This window comes from Pseudomonas sp. O230 (assembly GCF_045447035.1).
Taxonomy (GTDB): Bacteria; Pseudomonadota; Gammaproteobacteria; order Pseudomonadales; family Pseudomonadaceae; genus Aquipseudomonas.
In genome coordinates, this window is sequence record NZ_JBJGXN010000003.1 from 35,373 (window position 1) to 51,377 (window position 16,005).

3 protein-coding genes are annotated in these 16,005 nt (G+C 64.0%); all 3 read left to right on the plus strand.

The window, feature by feature from the left end:
• The first annotated feature begins 8 nt into the window (after nt 1-8).
• The 3 genes from ACI77H_RS06575 to ACI77H_RS06585 all read left to right on the plus strand — a co-directional run bounded on the left by ACI77H_RS06575 (nt 9) and on the right by ACI77H_RS06585 (nt 15,960).
• The gene (locus ACI77H_RS06575) at nt 9-3,107 is read left to right on the plus strand and encodes a non-ribosomal peptide synthetase (RefSeq protein WP_407011072.1); all 3,099 of its coding nucleotides are present in this window, start codon (nt 9-11) and stop codon (nt 3,105-3,107) included.
• On the plus strand, nt 3,104-14,902 hold the full coding sequence (locus ACI77H_RS06580) for an amino acid adenylation domain-containing protein (RefSeq protein WP_407011073.1): 11,799 nt from the start codon (nt 3,104-3,106) through the stop codon (nt 14,900-14,902). The genes ACI77H_RS06575 and ACI77H_RS06580 overlap by 4 nt, the downstream gene beginning before the upstream one ends.
• A gap of 92 nt (nt 14,903-14,994) precedes the next feature.
• Nucleotides 14,995-15,960, plus strand: a complete 966-nt coding sequence (locus tag ACI77H_RS06585; protein WP_407011074.1) for an alpha/beta hydrolase — start codon at nt 14,995-14,997, stop codon at nt 15,958-15,960.
• The last annotated feature ends 45 nt before the right edge of the window (nt 15,961-16,005 follow it).

The following is a 16,005-nucleotide window of genomic DNA, read 5'->3' on the forward strand; positions in this document are numbered from 1 at the left end:
CACTCGACATGAACACCACCGCCCTCGAACCTTCGGTAGACGTTTTTCAGACTTCGGCTCAGCAGGCCTTTTATTTGCGTGCTCAGGAGCTGGGCGGACAGCCGCTGTTCGCCGCCCTGACCGTGCCGGTCGCCCAGGCTGTCGACACGCAGGCATTGCGCGCAGCACTGGATGAACTGGGCCAGCGCCATGAAACCCTGCGCACGGTTTATCGTCGCTTGCCGGGGATGAAATGGCCGGTACAGAGTCTTTGCGATGAATTGCCGGTATCACTGCTCGGGCGCGTGTCTTCGTTGGACGAAGCGCTGCGTCGCAGCCGCGAAACTATGGCTGAGGCACCGGATCGAGTGCTGGTGGTGGCGCAAGTGGACACCGCAGACGGGCAGTTTTTCGTCACGTTGCTGGCGCCCGCCAGCAGCCTCGATGAAGCATCGCTGCGGGTGCTGTCGGCGGAACTGACGAGCCTGTTGCGCGGCGAAACACTGGCCGACAATCAGGACGATTTGCAGTACCTGGATTACACCGCGTGGCAGGAAGAACTGCGCGAGGAAGACATCGGCCATCAAGGCGCCGCGTTCTGGCGCAACCTGCAACAGCAGTTCGCGCTGGCGCATCATTTGCCCTTCGAAAAGGCTGTTGCAGTGACCCTCGCCCGCCATCAGGCCACGCTCGACGACGCGCCATGGCTGGCCGACGTGCAGCGAGTGGCCGCCGCTCAGGGTGTCGAAGCGCAGCGCGTGGCGTTGTTGCTGTGGAGTGCGTTCGTGGCACGCATCGGCAGCCAGGAAAAGTTGCTGATGGGCTGGGAAGTGGCGGGGCGCAACGAGCAGACCGACGCGACCCTCGGGCGTTTCGCCCGGCGTTTGCCGGTGGCGTTCGACAACCGCAGCCACGAGACCCTGGCGCAAGCGCTGGCCTCGTTTGCTGGCAACGTCGAGCAAGCGCTGTCCTGGCTCGACTGCCTCAACGAGTTCGAACTGAGTGCCGAAGTCGCAACGCCGCTGCGTTATGGCCTGGTGTATCAGGCCGCTGCCGAGGCGAATATCGAAGTGGACGACGCCAACCCGGAAGTCCTGCGCCTGCGGGTTCAGGGCGAACACTTGCAGCTGTCGTGCCTGGCCGGCGCGGTGCCTGAGTCGATGCTCGCCGCCTGGCTGGAGCAGTTTGTCGAATTCAGCCGCCAGTTGCTGACCTCGCCCGAGCTGACCCTGGGCCAGGCCACTCAGGTCAACGCGGTGCAACTGACCCGCTTGATCGAAGACTTCAACCCGCTGGCCGCCGAGCAGGCACTGCCGCATCGCTACCTGCAAGACCTGTTCAGCGAACAGGCACGCCTGCATCCGCAACGCATCGCCGTGAGCGTCAACGGCCAACGCCTGAGTTACGCCGAGCTGGATGCACGCTCCAACCAGGTGGCCAACACCTTGCGCGCCCAAGGCGTGGCGCCGGATGAGATCGTTGCGGTTTACGGTCAGCGCTCGCTGGAAATCGTCATCGCACTGCTCGGCACGCTGAAGGCAGGCGCGGCTTACCTGCCGCTCGATCCGAACTACCCGATTGATCGTCTGACGTTCATGTTGCAGGACGCCGCCGCGCGTCAGGTGCTGGCCTGCCAGCCGCTGCCGGAAGCGTTGCACGGCGAGCGGGTGATTTCGCTGATGGCCGATGCCGAGGTCTGGACCGCTTCACCGGAGCAGCCGGCCGCGCTGGGCGACAGCGCCCATCTGGCCTACGTCATTTACACCTCCGGCTCCACCGGCAAACCCAAGGGCGTGATGATCAGCCACGCCAACGCGGTGGCCTCGACCCTCGCCCGCAGCGCGTTCTATCGCCAGCCGTTGCGCGCCTTCCTGATGCTCTCGTCGTTCTCCTTCGACAGCTCCGTGGCCGGGGTTTTCTGGGCGTTGGGGCAGGGCGCGACCCTGTGCCTGCCGGACGAAGACAGCTACAAGGACCCGGCGCTGCTGGCGGCGCTGATCCAGCGGGAAGAGGTTTCCCACTACCTGACCTTGCCGTCCTACCACGCGCAGATTCTCGAACACCTCGGCGACCATGCCCTGGCCTGCGTGATCGTCGCCGGCGAAGCCTGCAGCAACGCCTTGGTTGCGCGACATCGCGAGGCCTTGCCGCAGGTGGTGCTGGTCAACGAATACGGCCCGACTGAAGGTACGGTCTGGTGTTCGGCGTGGGAACTGCCGCTCGGTCAGGATGACGACACCATCCCGATTGGCCAACCGATTCCGGGCATGCGCATTCATGTGCTTGGCCCGGACCTGATGCCGGTGGCCGTGGGCGTCGAAGGTGAACTGTACGTCGGCGGCGCCGGCATCGCTCGCGGCTACCTCAAGCGCGCCACGCTGACTGCCGAACGCTTCATCCCCGACCTGTTTGCGAAGCCGGCCGGCCAGCGCCTGTACCGCACCGGCGACCTCGCACGCTATCGCGCCGACGGGGTGTTGGAGTACCTGGGCCGGGTCGATCATCAAGTGAAAATCCGTGGTTTCCGTATTGAACTGGGCGAGATCGAAGCCGCCATGCGCAGCGCACCCGGCATCGAAGACGCGGCCGTCATCGCCCGTGAAACGCCAACCGGCCCGCAACTGCTGGGCTTCGTGATTTCGCCGGCCGACACCGCCGACATCCGCCTCAACGAATTGCGCAGTCATCTCAGCGAAGCGCTACCGGAACACATGCAACCTGCGCGCTTGCAGGTGCTGGAACGCTTCCCGCTGATGCCCAACGGCAAACTCAACCGCCAGGCCTTGCTCGACCTCGACGTGCGCCGCAGTGCCTTCGTCGACCCGCGCACCGACCTGGAAAAAGTCCTCGCGGCGATCTGGGCCGAAGCGCTGCACGTGGAGCGGGTCGGCGTGCACGACAGCTTCTTCGAACTCGGCGGTCACTCGCTGCTGGCGACGCGGATTCGTGCGCGGATTCAGGAAGAACTGAACCTGGCGATCCCGCTGAAGCTGTTCTTCGAAGGCGACACGCTGGAGCGCCTGGCGGCGGAAATCGAGCAGTTCCGTCAGCACAGTGAACACAAAGAAAACGATGTAGACGCGCTGGAAGCGTTGTTCGACGAAGTGGATGAGGAACACACGCGATGAGTGCTGCACCGGACAGAATGATGACCCTGGCCCAGCGTTTCTGCGGCTTGAGCCTGGCGGCGCGGCGTGCCTTGCAAGAAAAGATGCGCGCGCAGGGCCTGACCCTGGAACTGCTGCCGATCCCGCCAAGGGACCCGGCGGTGGACACGTTGCCGGCGTCCTACGCGCAGCAGCGTTTGTGGTTTCTGTGGCAGATGCAGCCGCAGGCGACCGCGTACAACCTGACCGGTGCCTTTCGCCTCAGCGGTGAGCTGAACCGTGCAGCGCTGACGCAAACCCTCGCGGCGCTGGTGCAGCGTCATGAAGTGCTGCGCACCACCTTCGTCTTCGACGAGCAGCAAGTGCTGCAAAAAATCCATCCACAGATGGACGCACCGCTGGTCGAGGTCGACGCCGCTGACGAAAGCGAACTGCAACGTCAGGTCGGTCTCAACGCTGAGCAGCCGTTCGACTTGCAGCACGGCCCGTTGATGCGCTGCCGATTGATCCGCCTCGACGCGCAGCAGCATGTGCTGGTGCTGACGTTCCACCACATCGTCACCGACGGCGGTTCGCTGCCGATCCTGTTGCAGGAATTCACCCAGCTCTATGCGCAACTGAGTGCCGGGCAAGCGCCGCAATTGCCGGAGCTGGGCATTCAGTACGCCGATTTCTCCCGCTGGCAGCGCCTGTGGCTGGAGGCCGGCGAAGCCGAGCGTCAACTGGCGTACTGGCGTGAACAACTGGGTCGCGAGCATCCGCCGCTGAACCTGCCGGCGGACCGCCGTCGCCCGGCTATCCCGAGCCAGCAGGGCGCCGCCGTCGAGTTGAAAGTGCCGGCCAATCTGGCGATCAACCTGAAGGATCTCGCCCGTCGCGAAGGCTGCACGCTGTTCATGGTGCTGATGGCCTCGTTGCAAACCCTGTTGCATCGCTACAGCGGCGAACAGGACATTCGCGTCGGCGTGCCGATTGCCAACCGTACCCGTCAGGACGTGGAAAACCTGCTGGGCTTTTTCGTCAACACTCAAGTGCTGCGTACCCAGCCTCATGCCGATCAGCCATTTCTGCAGTTGTTGGCCGAGGTCAAAACCGCAGCACTGGGCGCGCAGGCGCATCAGGATTTGCCTTTTGAGCAGTTGGTCGATGGGCTGGATGTCGAACGCAGCCTGAGCCACACGCCCTTGTTCCAGGTGATGTTCAACCACCAGCGCGATGCCGGCGGCCAGCAGCGCTGGGACTTGCCGGGCCTGAGCGTCGAACCGCTGATCTGGGACGAAAAGACCACTAAGTTCGAGCTGATGCTCGACACCGTGGAGAGCGACGAGGGCCTCCACGCCTCATTCGTCTATGCCACCGAATTGTTCGACGCCTCGACCATCGAGCGCCTCGGCCAGCATTGGCTGAACCTGTTGCAGGCGATTTGCGCCGACGGCTCGGTCGCCTTGGCCGACCTGAGCATGCTCGCTGCAACCGAGCAGCAGGCTACGTTGCTGGAGTGGAACCGCAGTGCCGCGTCGCCGGCCACAAACACGCTGTGCGCGCATCAACTGATCGAAGCCCAGGCCGCCGCGCACCCGCACAACATCGCGGTGACCTGCGACGGCGTGACCCTCAGCTACACGCAATTGAACCAACAGGCCAACCGCATCGCCCATCGCTTGCGTGAACGCGGCGTCGGCCCGGATGTGTTGGTGGGGATCGCGCTGGAGCGCTCGCTGGAGATGATCGTCAGCGTGCTGGCGATCCTCAAGGCCGGCGGCGCCTATGTGCCGCTGGACCCGGAATACCCGCAGGACCGTCTGGCCTACATGCTGGCCGACAGCGGCACGCGCCTGTTGCTGACCGACTCCGCGCTGCTGCCGCGACTGCCGTTGTCCGAAGGCATCGAGGTAATTTGCCTCGACCACGCCAGTGACTGGCTCAACGAAGCATCTGCCGAAAACCTGCCGAACCTGACCCACCCGGACAACCTTGCGTACGTCATTTACACCTCCGGTTCCACCGGCAAACCCAAAGGCACGTTGTTGCCGCACAGCAACCTGACCCGCCTGTTCAGCGCCACCGAACACGGGTTCGGTTTCAACGCGGACGATGTCTGGAGCCTGTTCCATTCCTATGCCTTCGACTTCTCCGTGTGGGAAATCTTTGGCGCGCTGTTCTACGGCGGCAAGCTGGTGGTGGTGCCGCACGCCATCAGCCGTTCCCCGGAAGATTTCGCTCGCCTGCTGTGCGAAGAACAGGTCACGGTGCTCAACCAGACGCCGTCGGCGTTCCGTCAGCTGATGCCGTTTGCCTGCGCCAATGCCCAGGGCATGGCCCTGCGTTACGTGGTGTTTGGTGGCGAGGCGCTGGACGTCGCGAGCCTGCGTCCGTGGTACGACGCCTTCGACGACCAGCAGCCGTTGCTGATCAACATGTACGGCATCACCGAAACCACCGTGCACGTCACGTATCGTCCGTTGTCCCGCGCTGACCTCGACGGCGCCAACAGTTCGCCGCTGGGCGAGCCGATTGCCGACCTGCGCTGGTACGTGCTCGATCCGCGTCTGAACCCGGTGGCCAAGGGCTGCGTCGGTGAGCTGTACGTCGGCGGCGCAGGCCTGGCGCGGGGTTATCACCAGCGCTCCGACCTGACCGCCACCCGGTTCGTCCCGGACCTGTTCGCCAGTGAGGCGGGCGCACGCCTGTATCGCACCGGCGACCTGGCGCGCTATTGCGCCGACGGCAGCATCGAGTACGCCGGGCGCATCGACCATCAAGTGAAAATTCGTGGCTTTCGCATCGAGTTGGGAGAAATCCAGGACCGCCTGCAAAGCCACCCGGCCATTGAACAAGCGCTGGTATTGGCGCCCGAGATCAATGGCAGCCAGCAATTGGTCGCCTGGTTCACCGTCACCCAGGACGTCGCCGATTTGCGCCAGTCGTTGCGTGAACACCTGCAAGCGGGTCTGCCGGATTACATGGTGCCGGCGCATTTGCTCAAGCTCGAACAGTGGCCGCTGACCAGCAACGGCAAGCTCGATCGCAACGCGTTGCCCAAGCCTGATGCAGCGCTGGCGCAGCAGGTTTACACGGCGCCGGCGGACGACCTGCAAGCCGCGTTGGTGGCGATCTGGCAAGACGTGCTCAAGCTTGAGCGCGTGGGCATCGACGACAACTTCTTCGAACTGGGCGGCGACTCGATCATCTCGATTCAGGTGGTCAGCCGTGCGCGTCAGGCCGGGATCGGCATCACTCCGCGTGATCTGTTTCAACACCAGACCGTGCAGAGTCTGGCCAAGGTCGCCCAGCGCAGCGCCGGTCTGGTCATCGACCAGGGCCCGGTGCGCGGCGAGGTGCTGCTGACACCGATCCAGCACTGGTTTTTCGAGCAGGCCGTCGAGGCCCGGGACCACTGGAACCAGTCGGTGCTGCTGGAACTTCGCGAACCGCTCGACAGTGCGTGCCTGCAACAGGCATTGGCCGCGCTGCTGGAGCATCACGACGCGTTGCGCCTGCGTTTGCATCAGGTGGATGGCGTGTGGCAGCAGGCTCAGGCCGAGCACTGGAACAGCACCGAACTGTTGTGGCAGCGGCAGGCGGCGAATGCTGACGAATTGCTGGAGCACTGCAACGCCGCACAGGCCAGCCTGAATTTGCACGACGGCCCGCTGGTGCGCGCCTTGCTGGTGGACATGGGCGCGGCCGGTCAGCGTTTGCTGCTGGTGGTGCATCACTTGGCGGTGGACGGTGTGTCCTGGCGTCTGCTGCTCGAAGATTTGCAAACCGCCTACGACCAGGCGCGTCAGACTCAACCTGTGTGCCTGCCGGCCAAATCCAGCGCCTATCAAGCGTGGGCGGCGCGTTTACAGCTGCATGCGCAAAGTCCCGAACTGGCGAGCCAAGCGGCTTACTGGCAGCGCCAATACCACGACGTGGTGGTGGACCTGCCCGCCGACAATCCGCAAGGCAGTCTGGCCAGCCAACATGCCGTGAGCGTGGCAACCGTGCTCGACAGCACCTTCACCCGCCAACTGCTGCAAGAGGCTCCGGCGGCTTACCGTACGCAGGTCAACGACCTGTTGCTGACGGCGTTGGCGCGGGTGCTGGGCGACTGGACCGGCCAGCCATCGACCCTGGTCAAACTGGAGGGTCACGGCCGCGAAGACCTGTTCGACGACATCGACCTGACCCGTACCGTGGGTTGGTTTACCTCGATCTTCCCGGTCAAGCTGACCCCGGCCAACGATCTGGCGGGCAGCATCAAGGCGGTCAAGGAACAGCTGCGTGCGGTGCCGGACAAAGGCATCGGTTTCGGCATCCTGCGGTATCTGGCGCACGCCGGTCTTGAGGATTTGCCGCCGCCGCAAATCACCTTCAACTACATGGGCCAGTTCGATGCCAGCTTCGACGAGCAGGCACCTTGGCGTCCCGCCCGGGAAAGCGGTGGCGCCGAGCAAGGGGCTTCGGCGTCGCTGGACCGTGGTTTGAGCATTAACGGTCAGGTCTACGCCGGGCAACTGCGCCTGAGCTGGACCTTCAGTCGCGACATGTTTGCCGAGCACACCGTGCAGCGTCTGGCCGACGAATATGCCGCCGAACTGCAACGGCTGATCGCACACTGCCTCAGCGGTGCCGGTGGCCTGACGGCGAGTGACGTGCCGCTGGTCAACGTCGATCAGGCGCAGCTCGATGCACTGCCGCTGGCGGCGCGTGATATTGAAAGCATCTTCCCGCTGTCGCCGATGCAGGAAGGCATGTTGTTCCACAGCCTGTTCGCCCCGGATGCCGGCGCTTACATCCCGCAAATGCGCGTGGACGTGCAGGGCATCGAGGTCGAAGCGTTCCGCAGCGCCTGGCAGCAGACCCTGGAAAACCATGAAGTGCTGCGCGCCGCGTTCTTCAGCGAGAGCAATGGCTCGCGACCGCTGCAAGTGATTCTGGCCAATGCCACGCTGCCGTTGACCGTGCTCGACTGGCGCAACGAAGCAGATCAGGCACTGGCTCTGGAACGTCTCGCCGAAAACGAGCGCCTGCGCGGTTTCAACCTGACCGCCGCACCGTTGCTGCGCCTGACCCTGGTGCAGACCGCGCACGACACCCATCACCTGATTTTCACCAACCACCACATTCTGCTGGACGGCTGGAGCACCTCGCAGCTGTTCGGCGAAGTGTTGCAGCGCTACTCCGGTGTGATGCCGGTGGCGAGCGGCGGTCGTTATCGCGATTACATGACGTGGCTGGCCGGGCGTGATCGTGCTGCGTGCGAAGCGTTCTGGCTGGAGCAGTTGCAGGCGTTCAACGAGCCGACTCGTTTGGCCGGCGCAATGCCGGGGCCCGTCGCGGGGCAGGGCGAGGGTCATCGCACCGTTCACCTGAGCCTGGACCGGGCGGCCACCGAGCGCCTCAGCGGGTTTGCCCGTCAGGCCCGCGTCACGCCAAACACCTTGCTGCAAGCGGCGTGGCTGTTGCTGTTGCAGCGCTACACCGGCCAGCGCACCGTCGCGTTCGGCGCCACGGTGTCGGGACGTCCGAGCGAGTTGCAAGGCATCGAGCAGCAAGTCGGTCTGTTCATCAACACCTTGCCGGTGATCGTCACGCCGCACCCCGAGCGTACGGTCAGCCAATGGGTGGACGAGGTGCAGACACTCAACCTCAAATTGCGCGATGTCGAATACACGCCGCTGGCGCAGGTGCAGCGCTGGGCCGGGCGTTCCGGCGAGGCGCTGTTCGACACGCTGCTGGTGTTTGAAAACTACCCGGTCGCCGAGGCGCTGGAGAGTGGGAATCCGAGCGCGCTGAAGTTCTCCGCTGTCAGCAATCACGATCAGACCAGTTTCCCGCTGGCCATCGCCGCCGAGCTGGGCGAGTGCCTGGACCTGCGCTTCAATTACGACACCACACTGTTTACCGCCGAGGCCATCGACGGCCTGAGCAAGCGTCTGGTGGCGTTGCTCGATGCCATGGTCCGTGAGCCGCAACAAGCCCTGGGCCGTCTGAGCCTGCTCGACGCCGCGCAGACTGAGCAGCAAGTACAAGGCTTCAACGACACCGCCGTGACCTGGCCCGACGTGCGCCCGGTCCACCTGTGTTTCGAAGCCCAAGTGCTGAAAACCCCGGACGCTGCGGCGTTGGTGTTTGCCGGTCAGAGCCTGACGTATCGTCAACTCAACCAGCAGGCCAACCGCCTGGCGCACTTCCTGCGCGCCCACGGTGTTGGCGCCGAAGTGCTGGTGGGCATTGCCGCCGAGCGTTCGCTGGAACTGGTGATCGGTTTGCTCGCGATCATGAAGGCTGGTGGTGCGTATGTGCCGCTGGACCCGGATTACCCGCGCGAGCGCCTGGAGCACATGTTCGAGGACAGCGGCGTGCAGGTGCTGTTGACCCAGCGTCATCTGCTGGCGCAGTTGCCGATTCCGCCCGGCACTACGGCGATTTGCCTGGATGACAGCGCGCAACTCGTCGAAGGTTTGAACGAGGAAAACCTGCCGTGCGTGGTCGAGCTGCAATCGCTGGCCTACATGATTTACACCTCAGGCTCCACCGGCAAACCCAAGGGCGCGGCCAACCGTCACGATGCGTTGTACAACCGCATTGAGTGGATGCAGGGCGCGTACCCGCTGGACGGACGCGACACCGTGCTACAGAAAACGCCGTTCAGTTTTGACGTCTCGGTGTGGGAGTTCTTCTGGCCGCTGATGGTCGGTGCGCGTCTTGCGGTGGCCGAACCGGGCGCGCATCGCGACCCGGCGCAACTGGTGCGTTTGATCGAACAGTATCAGGTCAGCACCCTGCATTTCGTGCCGTCGATGTTGCAGGCGTTTGTTCAGGGCGAAGGCTTTGAACGTTGCGCCAGCCTGCGGCAGATCCTGTGCAGCGGTGAAGCACTGTCGGCGGATTTGCAGAACAGCTTGTTCCGCGTGCTGCCCGGCGTTGGTTTGTACAACCTGTACGGGCCGACCGAGGCTGCCATCGACGTGACCCACTGGACCTGCGTCGATGACGGTTCGATCAGCGTGCCGATCGGTTACCCGATTGCCAACCTGGTGACCTACATCCTCGACGACAGCCTGCAACCGCAAGTGCCGGGCTGCGTCGGTGAACTGTACTTGGGCGGTATCGGTCTGGCGCGGGGTTACCACCGTCGTCCGGACCTGACGGCCGAGCGTTTCGTCGCCAGCCCGTTCGGCGTACAGGGCGAGCGCCTGTACCGCACCGGCGACCTGGCGCGTTACCGCGAGGACGGCGTGATCGAATACGTCGGCCGCATCGATCATCAAGTGAAAGTCCGTGGCTTGCGTATCGAGCTGGGCGAAATCGAAGCCTGCCTGCTGGAACATCCGCAGGTACGGGAGGCGGTGGTGATCGCGCTGGATGTCGGTAAATCCAAGCAATTGGTGGCTTACGTGGTCGGCCAGTCGTTGGTGCTCGACGCGCTCAAACAGCACCTGCGCAACGCTTTGCCCGAGCACATGCAGCCGAGTCATCTGCTGATGCTTGAGCAACTGCCGGTGACGCCGAACGGCAAGCTAGATCGCCGCGCCTTGCCGCAACCCGATCAGCAGGTGCGCGAATATGTCGCGCCGCGCAATGCCGTGGAGACGACGCTGCAAGCCGTGTGGCAGGCGTTGTTCGAAGTGCCGGTCGGCATTCAGGACAACTTCTTCGAACTGGGCGGCGACTCCATCGTGTCGATCCAGGCGGTCAGCCGGGCGCGAAAGGCCGGCCTGAGCATCTCGCCGAAACACGTCTTCAGTCACCCGACCATCGCTGAACTGGCGACTGTCGCCCAGGCTGTGGACGTCGTGGAAGCGGCGCCGGTGATGGCTTCCCCGGCGCTGAAGATCGAATTGAGCGATGCGCAATATCAGGCGCTGGCATTGACGGCGGATGAGGTGGACGACGTTTATCCCCTGTCGCCGATGCAGCAGGGCATGCTGTTCCACGCGGTACAGGACGGTGACTCGGGGCTGTACGTCAACCAGATCGAAGTGGGCGTGCGTGGCGTTGACGGTCCGCGTTTCCACGAGGTCTGGGCCGACGCCGCGCAGCGTCACGCGATCCTGCGTACCGCGTTCCTGTGGGAGGGCGACAAGGAGCCGCTGCAAGTAGTGCTGCGCCAAGCGCCGACGCTGCTGACCGAGCTGGACTGGCGCGGTCTGGATAACCAGCCCGAGCGCGTGCGCCAACTGGCCGCCGACGAACGTGAACGTGGCTTCTCGCTGAACCGCGCGCCGTTGTTGCGCCTGCTGCTGGTGCGTCTGGACGACGACCGCTATCGCCTGATCTGGACTTACCACCACATCCTCATGGACGGCTGGAGCGTATCGCGCCTGATCGGTGAAGTACTGCGGCATTACAGCGGCGACGCGCAGGAACCGGTGGCCGCGTATCGCGACTACATCGACTGGCTCGGCCAACAGGTGGCCGAGGCCAGCGAGGCGTTCTGGAAAAGCAAACTCAACGCCCTCGAAGGCGCCACTCACCTGGCCCGCGCGTTGCCGGTGAGGGCGCCGCAAGCGGGTTATCACGCGATCTACACGCACCTGAATGCGCAGCAGACCGCGCGTTTGCAGGCGTTTGCCCAGCAACAGCAAGTGACGCTCAACACTCTGGTGCAAGCCGCGTGGCTGCTGCTGTTGCAGCGCTACACCGGTCAGCGCACGGTGACATTCGGCGCCACGGTGTCGGGCCGCCCGGAAACCCTCAACGGTTCGGAGAACATGTTGGGGCTGTTCATCAACACTTTGCCGGTGGTCAACAGCGTGCCGACCGAAGCAAGCGTCGGTGACTGGCTGCGCGAGATTCAGGCCTACAACCTCGACATTCGCGACTTCCAGCAAACCCCGCTCAGCGATATTCAACGCTGGGCCGGGCAGGGCGGGCAGTCGCTGTTCGACAGCATCATCGTCTTCGAAAACCAGCCGGTGGACCGCACGTTGCGCGAGTGGAACGGCGATTCGCTGCGCTTCGAAGACGTCTCCGACTTCGGCCTGACCAGCTTCGCCATGGACTTGATGGTCAGCCTCGATGAGGGGCTGCGCATCGAGTACATGCATCAGCGCGATCAGTTCGACCTGGCCACCGTCGAAGTGCTGCGCAGCCACATGGAAAGCCTGATGCAGCGCCTGTGCGACAACGCCGGGCGCGCGGTGGGCGAGTTGGGCTTGCTGACCCTGGACCAAGGCCGGCACCTCGACGGCGAGTTGCCGACGCTGGCCGACGACCATGAACGGCCGGTGCATGAGCTGATCCGCGAGCGGGCGCGCCTGCAACCGGAGCACACCGCGTTGGTGCTGAGTTACGCCGACCGCGACGCCGAACACTTGAGTTATGCCGAACTGGATCTTCGTTCCAACGCGCTTGCGGTGCACCTGCTGGAGCAGGGTGTGCAGGCCGAAGACGTGATCGGCGTGTTCATGGAGCGTTCGCTGGAACTGGTGGTGTCGCTGCTGGCGGTGATGAAGTGCGGCGCCGCCTATGTGCCGCTGGACCCGCAATACCCGCAGGAACGCCTGCGCTACATGATGGCCGACAGCGACATGCGTTTGCTGCTGACCCAGGAGCGTCTGCGTGACACCGCGCAACTCAATCCGGGCACGCCGATGGTCGCCGTGGATCGCTTGAACCTCGACGTTGAGGTGCCGGCACCGCAAAGCAACGTACACGCCGAGCAACTGGCCTATCTGATTTACACCTCGGGCTCGACCGGCAAACCGAAAAGCGTCGCCGTGGCCCACGGGCCGTTGAGCATGCACGTGCAGGCGATTGCCGAGCTGTACGAAATGGACCCGGGCAATCGCGAACTGCATTTCATGTCGTTCGCCTTCGACGGTGCCCATGAACGCTGGATCACCGCGCTGATCAGTGGCTCGACCCTGGTGGTGCGCGACAACACCTTGTGGACCGCTGAGCAGACGCTGGCGGTGTTGCACCGTCAGCGCATCAGCGTCGCCTGCTTCCCGCCAGCGTACCTGCTGCAACTGGCCGAACACGCCGAATTGCAGGGCGGTGATCCGCCGCCGGTGCGCATCTACTGCTTCGGTGGCGATGCGGTGCCGGACGCCACGTTCGAGCGGGTCAAGCACACGCTCAAACCGCAATACCTGGTCAACGGCTACGGCCCGACGGAAACCGTGGTCACGCCGTTGCTGTGGAAAATCGCTGCCGACGGCCACTGCGAGGCGATGTACGCGCCGATTGGTCGCCGCGTCGGCACCCGCAGCCTGCACGTGCTGGACATGGACCTCAATCCTTTGCCGGTGGGCATGGTCGGTGAGTTGTACATCGGCGGTCGTGGCGTGGCGCGTGGTTACCACCGTCACCCGTGGCAAACCGCCGAGCGTTTCGTCGCCGACCCGTTCAGCCGCGACGGCGGTCGTCTGTACCGCACCGGTGATCTGGTGCGTCGTCGCGAGGATGGCGTGTTCGATTATGTGGGGCGCATCGACCATCAGGTCAAAGTACGCGGCTTCCGCATCGAACTGGGTGAAATCGAAGCCCGTCTGCGCGAGCAAGTCGGGGTCAACGATGCGCTGGTGGTGGTCCGTGACAGCGGCCAGGGCCCGCAACTGGTGGGCTATGTGGTCGCGGCCGAAGACAACGGTCTGGGCCTGCGTTGCCAGGCAGCCTTGCGTGAAAGCCTGCCGGATTACATGGTGCCGACGCAGATCGTGGTGTTGCCGCGCTTCCCGCTGACACCGAACGGCAAGCTCGACCGCAAGGCCTTGCCCGACCCGACCTTCGAGGGCCGCGATTACGTGGCCCCGCGCACACCGCTGGAATGGGCGCTGGCCGAGATCTGGCAGCAAGTATTGGGCGTCGACAAAGTCGGCATCACCGACAATTTCTTCGAGTTGGGCGGCGATTCGTTGCGCACCCTCAAAGTGATCTCGAAGGTGCGGGCGCTGAATCAGCCGGACTTCCAGCTGAAACTGCGCGACATGATGGCCAAGCCGACCATCGCCGGGTTGTCCGGTGTCGATGAGCAACCGCCCAAACAGAGCCCTGAACCGCTGCTGCTGTTGAACCAGCCCGTGGACGATCAACCGGCGCTGTTCTGCCTGCACGCCGGGTTCGGCACGGTGTTCGACTACGAACCGTTGGCCCGCCGACTGGAAGGTCTGCGCACGGTGTATGGCGTGCAATGCCGCATGCTGCTGGACCGCCAGTGGCACGACACGTCGCTGCAACAAATGGCCGCCGACTACGTCGAGGCGATCCGTCGCAAACAACCGCAAGGCCCGTATCACTTGCTGGGCTGGTCGTTGGGCGGAGCGCTGGCGTTGATGGTCGGCGAACTGCTTGAACAGCAGGGGCAGCGTGTGGCGTTCGTCGGCCTGGTGGACAGTTTTGTGCCGACCCAAACCAATGCCGCCGCCAGTGTCAATGAGTGGCGCGCGGACCTGCGCGAGTTCCTCGGCGCAACGTTGAGCATGGACAGCGATGTCGTTGCCCAGGCATTGAGTGTCGAGACTTCGGGTGATGAGGACGCCATCGCGCGGATCATTCGCACGGTGATCGACACCGAAGGCGAGCAGGCCAGCGGCTACGCGCTGCTCGGTGCCGATGAGTTGGCGCAGACGTTCATGGTCAGCACACGCTTGAAGGCGTTGTCGCGGCAGGTCGAGACCTTGCCGCTGCCGCATGCCGAACTGTGCTGCTGGTGGGCCGATGGCAACCCGACGGCCGAACGGGCGACGCTGGAGCGTCAGCAACCGCGACTGCGCAAGGTGCAGACCGTCAGCGCCAGCCACTTCGATATCCTGCAACGGGATGAATGCCTGAGCGCCGTGGTGACGGCACTCGGTCGGGAGGTGGTGGCGCAGGACTAAGCGTTTACCGCGTCAAAACAAGCTCGCCCTAATGAACGGTCCTCACGGTTCGTTTATAGGGCGAGCTTTTTATTTTTTGTAGACCACCGCCCATGGCACTGCACCCGGACATCGAAGGTTTTCTAGAGCTGGCCGAGTTCGGCCGCCTCACCGGCAAAAGCCTGCCCATGCACGAGCTGAGCCCGACCGAAGCGCGCCAGCAATTCGAACAAACCTCGCAGTTGCTCGATGCGGCACCGATGGGCGCGCTGACCGTGACCGCGGTCAGCATTCCGGCCCGCGACGGCCATCTGCTCAACGCGCGCCTCTACGCTCGCCCGTCGCTGGGCACGCAGGAGCGCGCGGTGCTGCTGTATTTCCATGGCGGCGGCTACGTGGTCGGCAGCCTCGATTCCCATGACACCCTGTGCCGGCGACTGGCATTGGCGGGTGGTTTTGCGGTGCTGTCGGCGGATTATCGACTGGCCCCGGAGCACCGTTTTCCTACCGCTTACGAGGATGCCGAAGATGTGACGCGCTGGCTGGCGACCACCGGCGCCGGTGCCCTCGGGCTGGACCCGGCACGTATCGCATTGGCCGGAGACAGCGTCGGCGGCAGCCTGGTGGCGTCCTTGACGATTGCTATTGCCCAGGACCCGCAGGCCTGGCGGCTCACGCCACGGGTGCAGGTGTTGTTGTACCCGGTGATCGACGCCGTGGAAAAACGCCCGTCGCTTGCGCGTTTCGCTGAAGGCTATCTGCTGGAAGCGACCACGCTGGAATGGTTCTACCAACAGTACCAACACAGCGTTGATGATCGTCGCGACTGGCGCTTTTCCCCGTTGTTTGCCGAAACCTTGCAAGGGCTGACGCCGACCATACTGTGGCTGGCCGAATACGACCCACTGCTGGACGAAGGCCTGGCCTGGGCGGAAAAATTGCGGGCAGCGGGGCAACCTGTGGTGCTGGATGTGAAGGCAGGCATGACCCACGACTTCGCGCGGATGGGGGAGATGGTGCAGGAAGTGCCGGGGATGCTGGAGCAACTGGCGGGGCAGATCACTGAAAGCCTGAGTTGATACATTCGTGGTGATCGTTCCCACGCATGGGAACGATCACATTGC